This window comes from Allobosea sp. CS1GBMeth4 (assembly GCF_900185715.1).
Classification (GTDB): Bacteria; Pseudomonadota; Alphaproteobacteria; order Rhizobiales; family Beijerinckiaceae; genus Allobosea.
Map to the genome: position 1 here is coordinate 304,187 of NZ_FYAS01000007.1, position 19,246 is coordinate 323,432.

A 19,246-nucleotide genomic window follows, 5' to 3' on the forward strand; every position below is an offset into this window, starting at 1 on the left:
AGCTCTGCGACGCCTGGATGCTTCGCTGCGCTCGCAATGACGGGAACGCTCCATGGATGTCGGCCTTTTCGATTTCGACCTGCCCGAGGACCGCATCGCGCTGCGGCCGGTGAGCCCGCGCGACGCGGCGAGGCTGCTCGTCGTGCGCCCCGGCACGGCCGAGCCGTTCGAGGATCGCGGCGTCCGTGATCTGGTCGATCTCCTCCGGCCCGGCGATGCCTTGGTGCTCAACGACACCCGCGTCATCCCGTCCCGCCTCTGGGGACGCCGCCATCGCGGCGAGGCTTCGGCCCGCATCGAGATCATGCTGCACAAGCGCGAGGCGGACGACCGCTGGCGCGCCTTCGCCCGTCCGGCCAAGAAACTCAATGTCGGCGAGACGCTCGTCTTCGACAGCGACGGCGCCGGCAATGCCTGCGAGCTCGCGCGGCTCCGGGCCGAGGTCGAGGACAAGGGGGAGGGCGGCGACGTCGGCCTGCGCTTCTCGCTGACCGGCCCCTATCTCGACGAGGCGATCGCGCGGCTCGGCGAATTGCCGCTCCCGCCCTATATCGCCGGAAAGCGCGCGACCGACCAGGCCGATGCGCGCGACTACCAGACGACCTATGCGCGCGAGGAAGGCGCCGTCGCCGCGCCGACCGCGGGTCTGCACTTCACGCCGGAGCTGTTCGCGGCGCTGAAGGCGCGCGGCGTCTCCAGCCATTTCGTCACGCTGCATGTCGGCGCCGGCACCTTCCTGCCGGTGAAGGCCGACGATACCGACGAGCATCGCATGCATGCCGAATGGGGCACTGTCGGCGCCGCGACGGCCGACGCGCTGAACGCCGTGCACGCGGCCGGCGGCCGCATCGTCGCGGTCGGCACGACCTCGCTGCGCCTCGTCGAAAGCGCGACCGGAGAGGACGGCATCGTCAGGCCGTTCAGCGGCGACACCGCGATCTTCATCACGCCGGGCTATCGCTTCCGCGTCGTCGACCTGCTGATGACCAATTTCCACCTGCCGCGCTCGACGCTGTTCATGCTGGTCAGCGCCTTCAGCGGGCTCGACCTGATGAAGCGCGCCTATGCCCACGCCATCGCCGGGGGCTATCGCTTCTACTCCTATGGCGACGCCAGCCTGCTGTTCCGGGCGGACGCTCCGGCCTGAGCGTCAGAGCCCGGGCAACTCGCCTGCATGCGAGCCGGCTGGCCGCAAGCATGTGACTGCGCCCCTGGCGAGTGCGTTCCGGCTCGCATTCCGCCGGCAAAGGTGCTACCCGGCTGGCGAAGAGCAGTCCGAGGCGTCATGTCCGATATTTTCCGCGAGATCGATGAGGAGGTTCGCCGCGACAAGGCGGCCGCCGTCTGGAAGAAGTATGGCAATGTCTTCATCGCCATCGCCGTGCTGGTCGTCGCCGGCGTCGCCGGCTGGCAGGTCTGGCAGCAGCAGGAGCGCAAGAAGGCCGAGGCCGTCGGCGCGAAGTTCGAGGCGGCGCTGCGCGCCTCGCGCGACGGCGATGCCAGCGCGGCCGAGGCGACGCTGACCGAGCTCGCAGCCAACGCACCGGCGGGCTATCGCCAGCTGTCGCGCTTCCGGCTCGCGGCCGAGGTCGGCAAGCGCGATGCGGCTGCCGGCGCGACGGCCTTCGACGCGCTCGCCGGCGACGCTTCGCTCGATCCGTATTATCGCGACCTCGCCCGGCTGCGGTCCGGGCTGCTGCGCGTCGACCTCGTGCCTTATGCCGAGCTGCGCAAGGAACTGGAGCCGCTGGCGACGCCGACCGGGCTCTGGCGTCATTCAGCGCGCGAATTCCTCGGCATTTCCGCGCTGAAGCATAATCTCTTCGAGGATGCGGGACGCTGGTTCGACGCCATCGTCGCCGATCCGCAGACGCCGCAGGTGCTGCGCCAGCGCGTCGAGCTCTATCTGACGCTGGTCCGCGGCGGGCCGGTGACGATCAAGAACTGAATCCGGGTGCCGGTTGCTGCCGGCGGCTGCGCCCGGCAGGACTGGACGGATCATGACTGCAACCATCGCCATCGTCGGCCGACCCAATGTCGGCAAGTCGACCCTGTTCAACCGCCTCGTCGGCAAGAAGCTCGCGCTCGTCGACGACCAGCCGGGCGTGACCCGCGACCGGCGTGAGGGCGAGGCCAGCCTCGGCCACCTGCGCTTCACCGTGATCGACACCGCCGGGCTCGAGGAGGCCGACAGGGATTCGCTGGCGGCGCGCATGCGGGCGCAGACCGAGACGGCGATCGAGCAGGCCGACGTCGTGCTGTTCATGATCGACGCCCGCCTCGGCTTGACGCCGATGGACCACAGTTTCGCCGAGCTGGTCCGCCGCTCCGGCAAGCCCGTCATCCTGCTCGCCAACAAGGCCGAGGGGAACAAGGGCCGCGACGGCGCCTTCGAGGCCTATTCGCTCGGCCTCGGCGATCCCGTGCCGTTCTCGGCCGAGCACGGCGAGGGCACGGCCGACCTGCTCGAGGCGCTCGCGCCCTATGTCGCCGACGAGCCGGAGGAGGACGAGGAGGAGGCTTGGGAGGATGCCCCCGCCGAGGCCTCTTCCGAGGAGGAGGCCGACCCCAGCCGGCCGCTGCGCGTCACCATCATCGGCCGCCCGAACGCCGGCAAATCGACGCTGGTCAACCGGATGATCGGCGAGGAGCGCCTGCTGACTGGCCCCGAGGCCGGTATCACGCGCGACACCATCTCGGTCGAATGGGAATGGCGCGGCCGGCCGGTCAAGCTGTTCGACACCGCCGGCATGAGGAAACGCGCGCGCATCGACGAGAAGCTCGAGAAGCTGGCTGTGGCGGATTCGCTGCGCGCCATCCGCTTCGCCGAGGTCGTCGTCGTCCTGCTCGATTCGACCATCCCCTTCGAGAAGCAGGATCTGACCCTGGTCGACCTGACCGAGCGCGAGGGCCGCGCCGTGGTCATCGGCCTGAACAAATGGGATCTCGTCGCCGACAAGCAGGGTCTGCTCGCCGAGCTCAAGGAGAAGGCTCACCACCTGCTGGCGCAGGTCCGCGGTGTCGAGATCGTGCCGCTCTCGGGCCTCGCCGGCGAGGGCATCGACCGGCTGATGCAGGCGGTGTTCAGGGCCTATGAGGTCTGGAATCGCCGCGTCTCGACGGCGAAGATCAACCGCTGGCTCGAAGGCGTGCTCTCGGCCCATCCGCCGCCGGCCGTGGCGGGCCGCCGGATCAAGATCCGCTACATGACGCAGCCCAAGGCGCGGCCGCCGACCTTCGCCCTGTTCGGCAACCAGCTCGAGCACCTGCCGGTGTCCTATCTGCGCTATCTCGGCAACAATCTCCGCGAGGCGTTCGAATTGCCGGGCACGCCGATCCGCCTGCATACGCGCGGCGGCCGCAACCCCTACGACAAGGACAAGAGCTGATGCTCGAGACCGTCAGCGCGCTCTTCCTGCGCGCCGACGGGCGGGTGCTGCTCGGCCTGCGCGCCTCCTGGAAGCGCGCCTGGGCCGACCATTGGGACGCGATCGGCGGCCGGGTCGAGATGGGCGAGGCGCTGGATGCCGCGCTCATCCGCGAATGCCGCGAGGAGGTCGGCCTGACGCCGCTGGCCTACCGGTTGATGCTGTCGGCGCAGGAGCGCTTCCCCGAGCGCAACGGCGCGGCGCTGCACCACATCTATGTCGTCCCGGACTGGGACGGCGGCGAGCCGGAGAATCTCTCCGACGAGCACGTCCGGATCGCCTGGTTCTCGCTCGACGAGATGGCCGCCCTGCCGAACCTCACCGTGCCGGATCTGATCGCCGTGGTGCGGGACTATGCTGCGCCCCCGTGAGGGGCGCGTCATGCTCGGGCTCGCCCCGAGCATCTCTGCCCGTATGAGGCTCCAATCCGCGCCTTCCGGTCCTGGGATTCTCGGCTCTGCGCTTCGCTTCGCCGAGACTGACGGCTTCCGCTACGCCGGCATCTGCGGCGCCAGCACCTTGCCCTGCGGGAAGTCGAAGATCTTGCCGGTCTCAGTCCAGTCCGGCGAGGCGATCGCCACCAGATGCGGCGCCAGCTCCTCCGGCGTCCTCAGGGTCGCCGGGTCCTCGCCCGGCATCGCCTCGGCCCGCATGCGCGTCCGCAGCGGCCCCGGATTGACCAGCATGACCCGCAGATTGGTCGACTGCGTCTCGTTGGCGTAGCTGCGCGCCATCGCCTCGAGCGCCGCCTTGGAGACCGAATACGGGCCCCAATAGGCGAGGCATTTATGCGCCGCCCCGGAGGAGAGGAAGATCGCCCTTCCGGCATCGGAGGCCTTGAGCGCCTGTTCGACCGACTTCAGCAGCCGCCAGTTGGCGCTGACATTGATGTCGAAGACCTGGGCCCATTCCTTCGGGCTGACATGGGTCAGCGGCGCCAGCGGGCCGAGGATGCCGGCATTGGCGAGCAGAATGTCGAGCCGGCCCCAGCGCTCCAGCAGGGCCGGCCCCAGCCGCTCGATCGCTTCGGCATCGGCGAGATCGACCGGTACCAGCGTCGCGCTGCCGCCGCGCGCCCGGACCTCGTCGTCGAGCTCCTCCAGCGCGCCGCTGGTGCGCGCGAGCGCGACCACATGGGCGCCGGCGTCGGCGAAGGCGAGCGCCGCGGCACGGCCAATGCCGCGCGAAGCGCCGGTGACGAGCGCGATGCGCCCTTCCAGAGGCTTGGTCATCGAAATCCCGTCGAAACGCTCAGCCGGCTTCGGCCAGCAGCGACATCTGCTGCTTGGCGCTCTCGCCGACCACGTCGGTCAGCGAGGTCGGATAGTCGCCGGTGAAGCAATGATCGGTGAACTGCGGCCGGGCGGAATCGCGCCGTTCGTGCCCCATCGCCTTGTAGAGCCCGTCGACCGAGATGAAGGCGAGGGAATCGGCGCCGACGAACTGGCGCATCTCCTCGAGCGAATGCGTCGCGGCCAGCAGCTTCTGCTGGTCCGGCGTGTCGATGCCGTAATAATCGGGGTGGGTGATCGGCGGCGAGGAGATGCGGAAATGCACCTCGCGCGCGCCGGCCTCGCGCATCATCTTGACGATCTTCAGCGAGGTCGTGCCGCGCACGATCGAGTCGTCGACCAGGACGATGCGCTTGCCCTCGACGACGCTGCGATTGGCCGAATGCTTCAGGCGGACGCCGAGCTCGCGCACCTTCTGCGTCGGCTCGATGAAGGTTCTGCCGACATAATGGTTGCGGATGATGCCGAGCTCGAACGGGATGCCGCTCGCCTGGGCGAAGCCGAGCGCGGCCGGCACGCCGGAATCCGGCACGGGCACGATCACGTCGGCGTCGGCCGGCGACTCGGCCGCGAGCTGCGCGCCCATCGCCTTGCGCCGCTCGTAGATGCTGCGGCCCTTCACGATCGAATCCGGCCGGGCGAAATAGATGTACTCGAAGATGCAGGGCCGCTCCGGCACCGGCGGGAACGGCTTGTGGCTCTCGATGCCCTGCTCGGAGATGACGACGACCTCGCCGTTCTCGATCTCGCGGACGAACTTGGCGCCGATGATGTCGAGCGCGCAGGTCTCGGAAGTCAGGATCGGGCAGCCATTGAGGTCGCCGAGCACCAGCGGCCGGATGCCGAGCGGATCGCGCGCGCCGACCAGCTTCTTGTTGGTGATGCCGACGAAGGCGTAGGCGCCCTCGATCTGGCGCAGCGCGTCGATGAAGCGCTCGATGAACTGGCTCTTGCGGCTGCGCGCGACCAGGTGCAGCAGCACCTCGGTGTCGGAGGTGGACTGGTAGATCGCGCCGTCGCGGACGAGGTTGCGCCGCAGCGTCAGCCCATTGGTCAGGTTGCCGTTATGCGCCACCGCGAAGCCGCCGCCGTGCAGTTCGGAGAACAGCGGCTGGACATTGCGCAGGATGGTCTCGCCGGTGGTCGAGTAGCGGACATGGCCGATCGCCTGCTTGCCCTGGAGCTTCTCGATCACGCCCGCATCGGAGAAGGCGTCGCCGACCAGGCCGAGGCGGCGCTCGGAATGGAAGCGCTGGCCGTCGAAAGAGACGATGCCGGTCGCCTCCTGGCCGCGATGCTGCAGCGCGTGCAGGCCGAGCGCGGTCAGCGCCGCGGCGTCGTCATGGCCGAAGATGCCGAAGACGCCGCATTCCTCGCGCAGCCGGTCGGCGTTCGGGTCGAACACGGCGTCGGCATCGTGGGTCTGGCTCATCGCTGGCTCCATCGCGGCTTCGGTGCGTCGTTCGTTGGGCCGGGGCGGCCGGACGACGAGGCGTCGCGCCAAATTGCGTGTTGGAGCATGTCCTCATCGCAAGACCGGGATCCGTTCTTGCTGGACATGCCCCGGCTCCAATCAGGGCCGGCGTTGCGCCGGGGCCGTCGTCGCACCGGTGGTGGCCGGGGCGCTCGAATCGATCACGCGCTGCAGCGCCTGCCGGTCGGGGGCGGGCGCCTGGGTGCGGCGCTGCGGGTCGGCCGGGGCGGTGCCGCCGGCCGGCGGGGTGGCGCCGGGGCTGCGCGGCTCCTCGGACGGCGCCTCCGTGGGTTCGGTGCCGCCCTTCGACGGAATCAGCTTCTTGAAGAAGTCGGAATTCAGATCCTGCGGCAGCATGGTCAGCAGGCTGCGCCCGGTCTCCTCGAGCAGCGGCTTGGCGCGGGCGTCCTTTGCCCATGTCGGCAGGTTCTTGTCGCCCATCAGCGTCATGAAGAACAGGTAGCCGACGACTGCCAGGAGCAGGCCGCGCGCGGCGCCGAAGACGAAGCCGAGGGTGCGGTCGAGTGCGCCGATGCGCGAATCGAGCACGAAATCCGAGATCCGCGCCGTGATCAGCGAGACGATGATCAGCGTGCCGAGGAACAGCACCGCGATCACCGCGACCAGCGCCACGGTCTTGTTCGGGATGTGCTGCTGCGCCAGCGGCAGGAGCTGCGGATGGAAGATCCAGGCGACGACGGCGGCGGCCGCCCAGGAGGCGATCGCCAGCACTTCGCGCGTCAGCCCGCGCACGGCCGCCAGCAAAGCCGAGATCAACACCACGCCGATGACGACGAGATCGAGAATGGTCACAGGCATGTCAGGGCCGCTTCGCTGCAAAATCGGGGCCGGCACGCGACAAATGGGTGGGCCGGGCGGATTTTGCTATAGCTGCTCGCGTGCCGCGCGTCACCCATGCAGTCGGCTCATTTTGCGCTGCGATCGTGCGGAGCGATCCGCAGCCGCCATCTCGGCCTTCAGCGCTTCCTCGGGGCCGTCGCGGCGATCTCGGCCACGAGCTCGCCGACATGGCCGAGCCGCCGCAGCCTCAGGCCGTTGCCGTCGCCGATATCGGCTCCCGCCGACGGCAGGACGGCGCTCTCGAAACCGAGCTTGGCGGCCTCGCGCAGCCGCGCGGCGGAGACCGAGACCGGTCGGATCGCGCCCGACAACGCGATCTCGCCGAAATAGACCGCGCCCGAGGGCAGGATCGCGCCGGTCAGCGAGGAGACGAGCGCGGCGGCGACGGCGAGATCCGCCGCCGGCTCCCCGACGCGCAGCCCACCGGCGACGTTGAGATAGACGTCGTGCTGGCCGAGCTTCAGGCCGCCATGCGTCTCCAGCACCGCCAGAACCATGGCGAGGCGGCTGTTTTCCCAGCCGACCACGGCGCGCCGCGGCGTGCCGAGCGCGCTCGGCGCCACCAGCGCCTGGATCTCGACCAGCACCGGCCGTGTGCCCTCGATGCCGGCGAGCACGGCGGCGCCCGGCGCATCCTGGTCGCGTCCGGCCAGGAAGAGGGCGGAGGGGTTGCCGACCTCGGACAGGCCGGAGCCGGTCATCTCGAACACGCCGATCTCGTCGGTCGCGCCGAAGCGGTTCTTCTGGCCGCGCAGGATGCGGAAGGCGTGCGTGCCTTCGCCCTCGAAGGAGAGCACCGCGTCGACCATGTGCTCGACCACGCGCGGCCCGGCGATCTGGCCGTCCTTGGTGACGTGCCCGACCAGGATCAGGCAGGCGCCCGAGGTCTTGGCGTAGCGGATCAGCGCCTGGGCGGAGCCGCGCACCTGCGTCACCGTGCCCGGCGCGCTCTCGACCTCGGAGGACCACATGGTCTGGATCGAGTCGATCACCACGAGGGCAGGGCGCTGGCCCTGCCCAAGGGTGGCGATGATGTCTTCGATATTGGTCTCGGCGGCGAGGTCGACAGGCGCTTCGGCGAGCCCCATGCGCTGGGCGCGCAGGCGGACCTGGCTGGTCGATTCCTCGCCGGAGACATAGACGACGCGCCGGCCGCCCATCGCCATGGCGGCGCAGGCCTGCATCAGCAGCGTCGACTTGCCGATGCCGGGATCGCCGCCGATCAGGATGACCGAGCCCGGCACGAAGCCGCCGCCGGTGACGCGGTCGAGCTCGCCGATCCCCGAGACGATGCGTGGCGCGTCCTGGGTTTCGCCCTTCAGGCTCTCCAGCGCGAAGATGCGGCCGCGCGCCCGCCCACCGGACGGCGCCCGGCCACCGCCGGGAACCGGCGCGGCCTGCGCCTCCTCCGAGAGCGACGACCAGGTGCCGCAGGAATCGCACTTGCCCTGCCAGCGATGATAGACCGCGCCGCAAGCCTGGCAGACATAGGTCGGGCCGCGCTTGGCCATTACCCGACGAACCTCCGCGTCTCTCCGGGGCTTCGCGTAGCGAAGTGCCCGGAACCCATGAACGCAGGGCCGGCTGGAAAGGCCGGAACGGGCCGAGCCTTGTTTCCGAAACCCGTGTCCATGGGGTCCGGGCTCGCGGCTTTGCCGCGCCCCGGAATGACGGCGGGGAATTCAAACAAGGCGCTACAGCCCGAGATAGCGCCGCACATGGCGGCGGCCGAGGCTGGTCAGGATCTCGTAGCCGATCGTCCTGGCGCCGGCGCCGACCGCTTCCAGGTCGAGCTCGCCGCCGATCAGCGTCACCGGCGCGCCGCGCATGGCGGCATCGGCCGGCGCGTCCGAGACGTCGACGATGATCAGGTCCATCGAGACCGTGCCGACGAAGGGGCAGCGCACGCCGCCGACCAGCGCCGAGCCGCCCGGAGAGCGGTCGGTCCAGCTCGCATTGCGCGGGTAGCCGTCGGCATAGCCGAGGCAGATGGTGGCGAGCCTGCGCCGGCTCTTCGCCGTCCAGGTGCCGTTGTAGCCGACCTGTGTCCCCGCTTCGACCTCGCGCAGCTGGATGACCCGGGCCTCGAGCCCGACCACGGGCCGCATCGGATTGGGCTTTCCGGGCGTCGGGTTGCCGCCATAGAGCGCATAGCCCGGCCGGGTGAGCTGGTAGGACGGGCAGCCGGGCAGGAAATGCCCGGAGGAGTTCAGCAGCGAGGCCGGCACGCCGGGGAACGCCGCGGCGATCTCGGCGAAGGCCGCGACCTGCCTGGCATTGGCGGGATCGTCGGCCACCTCCGAGGCGGCGAAATGGCTCATCACCAGTCCGATGCCGGCCGCAGCGATCACCCCGCTCTTCTCGCGCGCCAGGTCGAGGCCTTCGCCCGGCCAGAGCCCGAGCCGGTTCATCGCCGTGTCGACGTGCAGCGCCGCCGGGCGGACCCTGGCGCCGCTCTGCCGGAATCCGGCCCATTCGAGCAGCTCGGCATGCGAGCCCAGCACCGGTGAGAGCTCGTGCTCGGCAAACGCCGCGCAGCTCTCGGGGAACAGGCCGTTGAGCACGTAGATCGCCGCTTCGGGCGCGACGGCGCGGGCGCGCACGGCTTCCGAGAGATGTGCGACGAAGAAGGTCTTGCAGCCGGCCTTCGCCAGGGCCGTCACGGCCGGCTCGATGCCGATGCCGTAGGCATTCGCCTTGACCACCGCCGACGCTTCCGTACCGGCGCGCTGCCTGAGCATGCGCCAGTTGGCCACGAGAGCGTCGAGGTCGATGGTCAGCAGGGCGCCGTGGCCCGCATTCTCGGGTGTGTCGAAGCTGGTCACAGGCGATCCGGCAGATGGGTTTCGTCGGCGCGGTCGGAGAAGCGGGTCACCTCCGCGTCGAACTGCAGGTTGACGGTTCCGGTCGGGCCATGGCGCTGCTTGCCGATGATGAGCTCGGCCAGCCCATGGGCGGCCTCCATCTCCATCACCCACTTGTTGTGCTCCTCGGTGCCCGGCCGGGGCTCCTTGCCCTTGAGATAATATTCTTCGCGATAGACGAACATCACCACGTCGGCGTCCTGCTCGATCGAACCGGATTCACGCAGGTCCGAGAGCTGCGGGCGCTTGTCGTCGCGGCTCTCGACCTGGCGCGACAGCTGCGAGAGCGCGATGATCGGAACGTTGAGCTCCTTGGCCAGCGCCTTCAGGCTGGTGGTGATCTCGGTCAGCTCCTGCACGCGGTTCTCGCCCTTCTTGGACGAGCCGGAGAGAAGCTGGAGGTAGTCGATGAACAGGACGTCGAGCCCCTTCTGGCGCTGCAGCCGGCGGGCACGGGCGACGAGCTGGGCGATCGAGATGCCGCCGGTCTGGTCGATATAAAGCGGCAATTTCTCGATCTGCGCCGCGACGTCGGTCAGCCTGGCGAAATCGGCCTCGGTGATGCGGCCCTGCCTGATCTTGTAGGAGGAGATGCCCGATTGCTCGGCGACGATACGGGTGGCGAGCTGGTCGGCCGACATTTCGAGGGAGAAGAAGCCGACGATGGCGCCGTCGACCGTCTTGATCGAGCCGTCCTCCTGGCGTTCGCCGCGCCAGGCCTTGGCCATGTTGAAGGCGATGTTGGTGGCGAGCGAGGTCTTGCCCATGGCGGGGCGGCCGGCGAGCACGATCAGATCCGAGCGCTGCAGGCCGCCCATGCGCTGGTCGAGATCGCGCAGCCCCGACGAGATGCCGGAGAGGCCGCCGGCGCGCTGGAAGGCGCTCGCCGCCATGTCGATGGCGAGCCGGAGCGCTCCGTCGAATTTCTGGAAGCCACCCTCGTAGCGGCCCTTCTCGGCGAGCGCGTAGAGCTTGCGCTCGGCATCCTCGATCTGCTCGCGCGGCGCCATCTCGACCGGCGCGTCATAGGCGACGTTGACCAGTTCCTCGCCGACGCCGATCAGCTGGCGCCGAATCGCGAGGTCGTAGATCGTCCGCCCGTAATCGGCGGCGTTGATGACGGTCGTCGCCTCGGCCGCGAGCCGGGCGAGATATTGCGGCGCGGTGATGCCGCCGAGGTCGATCTCGCCGATGAAGGTCTTGAGCGTGATCGGCGTCGCGATCTTGCCGGCCCGGATCATGCTGCTCATCAACTCGAAGATCCGCCGGTGCAGCTCCTCGAAGAAGTGCTCGGGCAAAAGGAAGTCCGAGACCCGGTAGAAGGCGTCGTTGTTGACCAGGATGGCGCCCAAGAGTGCCTGCTCCGCCTCGATATTGTGCGGCTGGACGCGGAAGTTCGCCTCGCGATTGGTCTCGAGGCGGGCGACGAGGGCGGTGGCGCTGGACATGGCTCTGGATAGGTCAATGCCGGCGAGTCATGAACCCGAACAAAATAAGAACATATCCAATAGCACCGAGTCGGCCCCGCTGTCCACAGAACATGAAAAAAGGGCGCCGTGTTGCCACGGCGCCCGTTGACTCCTGCGAGCCGCTGGAAGCGCTCAGCGCTCGTCGTCGCCGGCCTCGGCCAGCGCCGCACCGACCTCGAGGCCGAGATCGTCGAGATCGAGCTCTTCGCGGGCCGTGACGTTCTCGCCGGCGGCCTGGCGCTCGGCTTCCTCGGCGGAGCGGGCGACGTTGACGGTGATCGAGACCGAGACTTCCGGGTGCAGCACGACCGGGACGGAGTGCAGGCCGAGCGTCTTGATCGGGGTGTTGAGCGTGACCTGGTTGCGGTCGACCGAGAAGCCCTCGGCACTCAGCGCCTCGGCGATGTCGCGGGTGGAGACCGAGCCGTAGAGCACGCCGGACTCGCCAGACTGGCGCAGGATCACCACCGACTGTCCGTCGAGGCTCTCGGCGACCGAATCGGCCTCGCGCTTGAGCTCGAGATTGCGGGCCTCCAGCTGGGCGCGCTGGGTCTCGAAGCGCTTCTTGTTCTCCTCGGTCGCGCGCAGGGCCTTGCCGCGGGCGAGCAGGAAATTGCGGGCATAGCCGTCGCGCACGCGCACGGTCTCGCCCATCTGGCCGAGCTTGGCGACGCGTTCGAGCAGGATCACTTCCATGGGTCTTCTCCTTTGAGGTCTGGATGGGCGTAGGTCAGGCAGCAGGCGACGCCGGCGGCCTGGGCCGGCGAAGATCGATCAGCGCGTCGGCGATGCCGAGCAGCGCGAGGAACGGGAAGACTGTGATCAGCATGATCACCAGCGCGAGATAGACGGCGAACAGCGTCGGCGGCCGCCAGGGCTTGCCGCGGCTGAGATCGTGGACCGCGGCGAGCCCGGCGAGGCCGAAGGCCGCGATCAGCGCCCCGCTCAGGGCGGCGCCGGCGAGGCCGACGAAGCCGCCGGCGAAGCTCAGCAGGACGCCGCCGAGGAGACCGGCGACCGCCTTGGCCGGCAGGCGCGTCGCGGGGATGAAGGGCCAGGGCCGTGGCAGGCGGCCGGAGACCTGCACCGCCTTGCCCGCCAGCCAGAGATTGGCGACGATCATCGGCACGAAGGAGGCTCCGGCCGCGACCGGGACCAGCGCCGCGAGGCGGGCGGCGAGTTCGCCGGCGTCGACGCCCGCAGGGAGATGCACCATAGGGCCGACGCCTTCGCGGCTGGTGAGCACGAACTGGAGCCCGCGCGTCATCACGGCCCGATAGGTTTCGAAATCGGTCGAGATGGCGAGCCCGCCGCCGACCGTCACCAGCGTCGCGACCGCGGCGATCCAGACCAGCAGGCGACCGAGCGGATACCATTCGCTGCCGCCCTGCCCGTCGTCGCGGGCGAGCAGGGCGAGATAGGCGATCCACCAGGCCGGCAGGGCCGCGCCGATCGCGAAGGCGAGCCCGAGCGCCAGCTTGAGCACGACCGCGACGGCGAGCGTGCCCGCCGCGACCGCGACCAGCCCGGCCCGGTGGTTCCAGCCGAGCGCCGCGATGAAGACCGGCAGCGGGGCGACATAGGACAACAGCAGCGCCAGCGGCGATCCGGTGATCACCACTGTGAACAGAAGGGCTGAGACCAGCCCGGCGCCGATGCCGACGATGGGGAGCATATCCGTCCTGCTGTCCCGCTGCTCGAAAAGGGCAGGGTGAGAGGCTTGGGGCCTCAACATACCAGACGGGGTTTCACCGCCTGGCGACTCGCAGCATCGCGCTTGAAAGAGCCGACGCCGTAGGCTGACTTCAGATCGAAGTTCCGGCGGCCGGAGGCCGCCGGAATATCCTCATCCGCTCAGCGGATGACGTAGGGCAGCAGGCCGAGGAAGCGGGCGCGCTTGATCGCCTGGGCGAGCTCGCGCTGCTTCTTGGCCGAGACGGCCGTGATGCGCGACGGCACGATCTTGCCGCGCTCGGAGATGTAGCGCGAGAGCAGGCGCACATCCTTGTAGTCGATCTTCGGCGCGCCCTCGCCCGAGAACGGGCAGGACTTGCGGCGGCGGAAGAAGGGGCGACGGGCGCCGGCGGATGCAGTCGACATGCTCAGGCCTCCACGGCGGCTTCGGTAGCGTCGTCTTCACGACGCGGGCGCTCGCGACGCGGCCCGCGGTCGAAGCGGTCGCCGCCCGGACCACGGTCGAAGCGGTCGCTGCGCTCGTCGCGGTCGCGCTTCTGCAGCATGACCGACTGACCTTCCTCGAGCTCCTCGACGCGGATGGTCATGAAGCGCAGCACATCCTCGTTGATGCGCATCTGGCGCTCCATCTCGGCCACGGCGGCCGCGGGAGCGTCGATGTTCAGCAGCGAGTAATGCGCCTTGCGGTTCTTCTTGATGCGGTAGCCCAGCGACTTCACGCCCCAGTACTCGACCTTTGGGACGGAACCGCCATTCGCCTCGATGATGCCCTTGAACTGATCGACAAGGGCCTCGACCTGCTGCGCGCTGACATCTTGCCGCGCGAGCAGAACGTGCTCGTACAATGCCATGATCGGCCTTTCTTCGTTCACCGGTTTCGCTCGGCGCGGAGCCCTCCGAGCCCTGGAAAAGGCCCGACAGGATTTCATCGAAGGCGGAGACACTGGACGGCGGCCCTCCAGGGAGAGCCTGCGAAGCCTCTCCCTCGCGGGAATGGATTCGCCGTCCGTTCAGCCTCCGGCCGAACAAACCGAGGCGGTCGTTACAGCGTGATGGTGCGCCGCGCAAGCCGAAATCGTCGGAAAAGGCCGGCGCAAGTCGATTTTCACGGCCGCGCCGCCTTGACTTGGCCGGCTGCACGGTGCGACTGCGCCCGGACTTGTTGACCAAGCATCGTTCTCGGGACCATTGCGCCATGGCGACGGCTTTCATCTTTCCAGGGCAGGGTTCGCAGACCGTCGGCATGGGCAAGGCGCTCGCCGAGGCCTTTCCGGCGGCGCGCGCCGTCTTCGACGAGGTCGATGCCGCGCTCTCGCAGAAGCTCTCCACGCTGATGTGGGACGGCCCGGCCGAGGAGTTGACCCTGACGGCCAATACCCAGCCGGCGCTGATGGCGGTGAGCCTTGCCGCGATCCGCGTGCTGGAGGCAGAGGCCGGTCTCTCGCTCAAGGACGACGCGGCCTTCGTCGCCGGGCACTCGCTGGGCGAATATTCGGCGCTGGCGGCTGCGGGCACCTTCTCGATCAGCGATGCCGCCCGGCTGCTGCGCATCCGGGGCGATGCCATGCAGAAGGCGGTGCCGGCCGGCGAGGGCGCGATGGCGGCGCTGCTCGGCGTCGAGCTCGATCAGGCCCGCGCGATCGCCGCCGATGCCGCCCAGGGCCAGGTCTGCGAGGCGGCGAACGACAATGGCGGCGGGCAGGTCGTCCTCTCCGGCGCGAAGGCGGCGGTGGAACGGGCGATCGCGCTCGCCGGCGAGCGCGGGGTGCGCCGCGCCATGCTGCTGCCGGTATCCGCGCCGTTCCATTGCGCCCTGATGCAGCCTGCGGCCGAGGCGATGCAGGCCGCGCTCGCGGACGTCGCGATGCAGGCGCCTGTCGTGCCCGTCATGGCCAATGTCGGAGTGGCCCCGCTCAGCGATCCGGCCGCGATCCGGGCCTCGCTCGTGGCGCAGGTCACCGGTACGGTGCGCTGGCGCGAATGCGTCGAGGCCATGGCCGCGGCGGGCGTCGGCCGCTTCTTCGAGATCGGCTCGGGCAAGGTGCTCGCCGGCCTGGTCAAGCGGATTGCGGCGGGAACCGCTGCGACGTCGATCGGCTCTCCCGACGACATCGCGGCCTACAAGGCCCAGAAGGGCTGAGCGGCGGCAGGGCATGTCCCGCGAGAGCGGGTCGCTAGCGCGACAGGCGACGTGCCCGGCCTTTTGATTTTGCGCGTGCCGGCTTCATTCGCCCCCACCCGGTCGAATGGACCGCGCGCCAGCCGGACAAGGGAGGCATCATGCTCGATCTGACGGGAAGGAAGGCGCTGGTCACCGGCGCCACCGGCGGCCTTGGCGGCGCCATCGCGCGCCGGCTCCATGCCCAGGGCGCGACCGTGGCCCTCTCCGGCACCCGCGTCGAGGCGCTGGAGGCGCTGGCGAAGGAGCTGGGCGAGCGGGTCGAGGTCACGCCATGCGACCTGTCGGACCGCGATTCGGTCGAGGCGCTGGTGCCGGCGGCCGAGGCGAAGCTCGGCGGGCTCGACATCCTCGTCAACAATGCCGGCGTCACCCGCGACAATCTCTTCATGCGTCTCAAGGACGAGGACTGGGACCTCGTCCTGGCGGTCAACCTCACCGCGGCCTTCCGGCTCTCGCGCGCGGCCGTGAAGACCATGATGCGCCGCCGCCATGGTCGCATCGTCTCGATCGGCTCCGTCGTCGGCACGAGCGGCAATCCGGGGCAGGGCAACTACGCCGCCTCCAAGGCGGGGCTGATCGGCATGTCGAAGTCGCTGGCTGCGGAGGTGGCGAGCCGCAACATCACCGTCAATGTCGTCGCGCCCGGTTTCATCGAGTCGCCGATGACCGATGTGCTGAACGAGAAGCAGCGCGAGGGCATCCTGGCCGATGTGCCGATGGGCCGTCTCGGGCAGGGAGCGGACGTCGCCGCCGCCGTTGCCTATCTCGCCAGCGACGAAGCCGGTTACATCACGGGGCAGACGCTCCATGTCAACGGCGGAATGGCAATGATCTGAGGCGGTTGGGCCGGCGCCTTCACGTGGTTGACGGTGTCAGCTGCGCTCTCGCCAGCCCATTATGAGTGTGTTAATGACCCAGCCTGCCGAGCGCCGACCGGCATCCGGGGGACTTGACGCCGGCCCGGTTGTTGCGTTTGTGCAGCCATGAACTCCGGCGTGGTCCGCCGCCAGGCGAAAGATCCGGGCCGGAAATCAGTTTCACCCACGCGTCGCTTTCAGCGGTGTGTTTTCAAGGTTTGAGGGAAAGACCCATGAGCGATGTCGCCGAGCGCGTGAAGAAGATCGTGATCGAGCATCTCGGCGTTGAGCCGGAGAAGGTGGTCGAGGGCGCCAATTTCATCGAGGACCTCGGTGCGGACAGCCTCGACACCGTCGAACTGGTGATGGCGTTCGAGGAGGAGTTCGGCGTCGAGATTCCGGACGACGCCGCCGAGACGATCGTGACCGTCGGCGACGCGGTCAAGTTCCTGTCGAAGTCGGCCTGACAAGGCATTGGCCCTGGCGCGCTTCGGCGCGCCGAGGCTGAAGCGAGGAAGACCGATGCGACGTGTCGTCGTCACCGGACTGGGCATGGTGACCCCGCTCGGCTGTGGGGTCGAACCGAGCTGGTCGCGCATCCTGGCCGGCGAGAGCGGGGCCGGCCCGATCACCACTTTCGACGTGTCCGACCTGCCGGCGCAGATCGCCTGTAACATCCCGCGCGGCGACGGCTCGAACGGCACCTTCAATCCCGATGATTGGATGGAGCCGAAGGAGCAGCGCAAGGTCGACGACTTCATCGTCTTCGCCATGGCCGCGGCGACGCAGGCGCTGCGCGATTCCGGCTGGAAGCCGGAGCGCTACGAAGATCAGATCGCGACCGGCGTCGCGATCGGTTCCGGCATCGGCGGGCTGGGCGGCATTTATGACGCCTCGCTGCTGCTCAAGGAGCGCGGCCCGCGCCGGCTCTCGCCCTTCTTCATTCCCGGCCGTCTCAGCAACCTCGCCGCCGGCTACGTGTCGATCGAGCACGGCCTGAAGGGGCCGAACCACGCCGTCGTCACCGCCTGCTCGACCGGCGCGCACGCGATCGGCGACGCGGCCCGCATGGTCGCCCTCGGCGATGCCGAGGTCATGCTCGCCGGCGGCACCGAATCGGCGATCAACCGCATCGGCATCGCCGGCTTCTGTGCCTGCCGCGCCTTGTCGACCGGCTTCAACCATGCCCCGGAGAAGGCCTCCCGGCCCTATGACAAGGACCGCGACGGCTTCGTCATGGGCGAGGGCGCCGGCGTCGTCGTGCTCGAGGAGCTCGACCACGCCAGGGCGCGGGGGGCACGCATCTACGCCGAGATCGTCGGCTACGGCATGTCGGGCGACGCCTATCACATCACCTCACCATCCGAGGATGGTGACGGCGCCTATCGCTGCATGCAGGCCGCGTTGAAGCGCGCCGGCCTGCGCGCCTCCGATGTCGACTACATCAACGCGCACGGGACATCGACCCAGGTCGGCGACGAGATCGAGCTGCGCGCCGTCGAGCGCCTGCTCGCCAACGCGCCGAGCCGGCCGGCCATGTCCTCGACCAAATCGGCGACCGGCCATCTGCTCGGCGCCGCCGGCGCGATCGAGGCGATCTTCTCGGTGCTGGCGATCCGCGACCAGATGGTGCCGCCGACGATCAATCTCGACAACCCGTCGGTCGAGACCGAGCTCGACCTCGTGCCGCACAAGGCCAAGCAGCGGAAGGTCGACATCGCCCTGTCGAATTCCTTCGGTTTCGGCGGGACCAACGCCTCTCTGGTGATGCGCCGCTTCGCCGACTGAGGAGAAGCGCGCTTTCGCCACAATTTTCGCTAGGCATAGTGCGCGAAAGTGAACCTCACTTTTGCAGGGGGACTATGCCCAGCTTGTTGATCTCGCGCGAATTCGTCTCGTCCGGCTGTTTCCAGCAGGAGGGAAACCGCGTTAGCCTGTCGCCGCCGTCGCGCAGGAACGCCGACGATGTCGTGAGCAGATCGGATCGACGCCGGTACCGCCGGTCGTGATGTCAGGAAATCAGGCGAAAGCATCATGAGCCAGCCGCCTCGCGTCGCGCCGAGGAGCCCGAACGAAGCCCTGAAGCCTGTCGCGCCGCCGGCCCCGCCGCCGAAGCTGCGCAGGCGCAGGCGCTCGCCCTTCATTGCCCTGCTCAGCGGCTTGTTCACCGCCGCCCTCGTGCTGGCCGGCGCGCTCGGCGGCGGCATCGCCTATCTCGACAGCCGCAGCAAGGCGCCGGGGCCGCTCGCCAACGATCGCGTGCTGATCATCCCGAAGGAGAGCGGGGTGACGGAAATCGCCGAGCTGCTGCAACGCGAGGGCCTGATCGAGCACCCCTGGGCCTTCAAGGTCGCGGCCTGGACCTCCGGCAAGGCGGCCAGCCTGAAGGCCGGCGAATACCTGTTCAAGGCCCGCGCCAGCCAGAAGGAGATCCTCGACGTCATCGCCGAGGGCAAGGCGGTCGAGCATTCGATCACCATTCCCGAGGGGCTGACCAGCGAGCAGATCATCGCCCGCCTGCAGCAGAACGGTCTCCTCGCCGGCGAGATCATCCAGATACCGCGCGAGGGCGCGATCCTGCCGGACACCTACAAGTTCCAGCGCGGCTCGACGCGCCAGGCCATCGTCGATCGGATGACGCGCGACCAGCGCCGCATCCTCAACGAGGTCTGGGCCAAGCGTCCCGCCGACCTGCCGATCAAGACGCCGCAGGAGCTGGTGATCCTCGCCTCGATCGTCGAGAAGGAGACCGGCCGCGCCGACGAGCGGCCGCGCGTCGCCGGCGTCTTCATCAACCGCCTGAACCGCAAGATGAAGCTGCAATCCGACCCGACCATCGTCTACGGGCTGGTCGGCGGCAAGGGCACGCTCGGACGCGGGATCACGCGCCCCGAGATCAACCAGGCGACGCCTTACAACACCTATGTGATCGACGGGCTGCCGCCCGGGCCGATCGCCAATCCGGGCCGGGCCGCGCTCGAGGCGGTGGTCAACCATTCGCGGACGAAGGAGCTCTATTTCGTCGCGGACGGCAGCGGCGGCCATGCCTTCGCCGAGACGCTGGAGCAGCACAACCGCAATGTCGCGCGCTGGCGCCAGGTCGAATCGGCGCGCCGCGAGGCGG

The 19,246-nt window shown here is 69.1% G+C and carries 19 protein-coding genes; 9 read left to right on the forward strand and 10 right to left on the reverse strand.

Annotated features, from left to right (window positions below; genetic code table 11):
• Window positions 1-52: 52 nt before the first annotated feature.
• The 4 genes from queA to CS1GBM4_RS04860 all read left to right on the forward strand — a co-directional run bounded on the left by queA (window position 53) and on the right by CS1GBM4_RS04860 (window position 3,799).
• Window positions 53-1,147, forward strand: a complete 1,095-nt coding sequence (gene queA / locus CS1GBM4_RS04845) for a tRNA preQ1(34) S-adenosylmethionine ribosyltransferase-isomerase QueA (RefSeq protein WP_186417541.1) — start codon at window positions 53-55, stop codon at window positions 1,145-1,147.
• Between the two features lie 138 nt (window positions 1,148-1,285).
• Window positions 1,286-1,948 (forward strand): tetratricopeptide repeat protein, encoded by a 663-nt coding sequence (locus CS1GBM4_RS04850; RefSeq protein ID WP_186417542.1) that lies wholly within the window; start codon window positions 1,286-1,288, stop codon window positions 1,946-1,948.
• Window positions 1,949-1,997: 49 nt separating this feature from the next.
• Window positions 1,998-3,389, forward strand: a complete 1,392-nt coding sequence (gene der, locus CS1GBM4_RS04855; protein ID WP_186417585.1) for a ribosome biogenesis GTPase Der — start codon at window positions 1,998-2,000, stop codon at window positions 3,387-3,389.
• Complete coding sequence (locus CS1GBM4_RS04860; protein ID WP_186417543.1) at window positions 3,389-3,799, forward strand: NUDIX hydrolase; 411 nt, start codon at window positions 3,389-3,391, stop codon at window positions 3,797-3,799. The genes der and CS1GBM4_RS04860 overlap by 1 nt, the downstream gene beginning before the upstream one ends.
• Window positions 3,800-3,919: 120 nt before the next feature.
• Here the strand turns inward: CS1GBM4_RS04860 and CS1GBM4_RS04865 are convergent, their stop codons facing one another.
• The 10 genes from CS1GBM4_RS04865 to rpsF all read right to left on the reverse strand — a co-directional run bounded on the left by CS1GBM4_RS04865 (window position 3,920) and on the right by rpsF (window position 13,934).
• Window positions 3,920-4,660, reverse strand: a complete 741-nt coding sequence (locus CS1GBM4_RS04865) for an SDR family NAD(P)-dependent oxidoreductase (protein WP_186417544.1) — start codon at window positions 4,658-4,660, stop codon at window positions 3,920-3,922.
• Window positions 4,661-4,679: 19 nt separating this feature from the next.
• Entirely contained in the window at window positions 4,680-6,152 is a 1,473-nt protein-coding gene (purF, locus tag CS1GBM4_RS04870) for an amidophosphoribosyltransferase (protein ID WP_244607051.1), read from the reverse strand.
• Window positions 6,153-6,293: 141 nt separating this feature from the next.
• Complete coding sequence (locus CS1GBM4_RS04875) at window positions 6,294-7,013, reverse strand: CvpA family protein (protein ID WP_186417546.1); 720 nt, start codon at window positions 7,011-7,013, stop codon at window positions 6,294-6,296.
• A 158-nt stretch (window positions 7,014-7,171) separates the two neighbouring features.
• Complete coding sequence (gene radA, locus CS1GBM4_RS04880; RefSeq protein WP_186417547.1) at window positions 7,172-8,566, reverse strand: DNA repair protein RadA; 1,395 nt, start codon at window positions 8,564-8,566, stop codon at window positions 7,172-7,174.
• 183 nt (window positions 8,567-8,749) lie between these two features.
• Window positions 8,750-9,880 carry an alanine racemase gene (alr, locus tag CS1GBM4_RS04885; protein ID WP_186417548.1) on the reverse strand — a complete coding sequence of 377 codons (1,131 nt, stop codon included), beginning with the start codon at window positions 9,878-9,880 and terminating at the stop codon, window positions 8,750-8,752.
• Window positions 9,877-11,367, reverse strand: coding sequence for a replicative DNA helicase (locus CS1GBM4_RS04890; protein WP_186417549.1), 1,491 nt, complete (start codon window positions 11,365-11,367; stop codon window positions 9,877-9,879). Before CS1GBM4_RS04890 ends, alr begins: the two co-directional genes overlap by 4 nt.
• A 153-nt stretch (window positions 11,368-11,520) precedes the next feature.
• Complete coding sequence (rplI, locus tag CS1GBM4_RS04895; protein WP_186417550.1) at window positions 11,521-12,084, reverse strand: 50S ribosomal protein L9; 564 nt, start codon at window positions 12,082-12,084, stop codon at window positions 11,521-11,523.
• A 34-nt stretch (window positions 12,085-12,118) separates the two neighbouring features.
• Window positions 12,119-13,063: a DUF2232 domain-containing protein gene (locus tag CS1GBM4_RS04900; protein WP_186417551.1), complete on the reverse strand. Its 945-nt coding sequence runs from the start codon at window positions 13,061-13,063 to the stop codon at window positions 12,119-12,121.
• Window positions 13,064-13,242: 179 nt separating this feature from the next.
• Complete coding sequence (gene rpsR / locus CS1GBM4_RS04905) at window positions 13,243-13,488, reverse strand: 30S ribosomal protein S18 (protein ID WP_038367644.1); 246 nt, start codon at window positions 13,486-13,488, stop codon at window positions 13,243-13,245.
• A gap of 2 nt (window positions 13,489-13,490) precedes the next feature.
• Window positions 13,491-13,934, reverse strand: coding sequence for a 30S ribosomal protein S6 (gene rpsF / locus CS1GBM4_RS04910; protein WP_186417586.1), 444 nt, complete (start codon window positions 13,932-13,934; stop codon window positions 13,491-13,493).
• Between the two features lie 344 nt (window positions 13,935-14,278).
• Here rpsF and fabD point away from each other — a divergent pair, with 344 nt between their 5' ends.
• The 5 genes from fabD to mltG form a co-directional block, all read left to right on the forward strand.
• Window positions 14,279-15,223 carry an ACP S-malonyltransferase gene (fabD, locus tag CS1GBM4_RS04915; protein WP_186417552.1) on the forward strand — a complete coding sequence of 315 codons (945 nt, stop codon included), beginning with the start codon at window positions 14,279-14,281 and terminating at the stop codon, window positions 15,221-15,223.
• 140 nt (window positions 15,224-15,363) lie between these two features.
• Entirely contained in the window at window positions 15,364-16,101 is a 738-nt protein-coding gene (gene fabG / locus CS1GBM4_RS04920; RefSeq protein WP_186417553.1) for a 3-oxoacyl-[acyl-carrier-protein] reductase, read from the forward strand.
• 254 nt (window positions 16,102-16,355) lie between these two features.
• Window positions 16,356-16,589, forward strand: a complete 234-nt coding sequence (locus CS1GBM4_RS04925; protein WP_043236751.1) for an acyl carrier protein — start codon at window positions 16,356-16,358, stop codon at window positions 16,587-16,589.
• Between the two features lie 55 nt (window positions 16,590-16,644).
• The gene (fabF, locus tag CS1GBM4_RS04930; protein WP_186417554.1) at window positions 16,645-17,910 is read left to right on the forward strand and encodes a beta-ketoacyl-ACP synthase II; all 1,266 of its coding nucleotides are present in this window, start codon (window positions 16,645-16,647) and stop codon (window positions 17,908-17,910) included.
• Window positions 17,911-18,156: 246 nt separating this feature from the next.
• Window positions 18,157-19,246: endolytic transglycosylase MltG (mltG, locus tag CS1GBM4_RS04935; protein ID WP_186417555.1), on the forward strand; the 1,090-nt coding region annotated here is incomplete at its 3' end.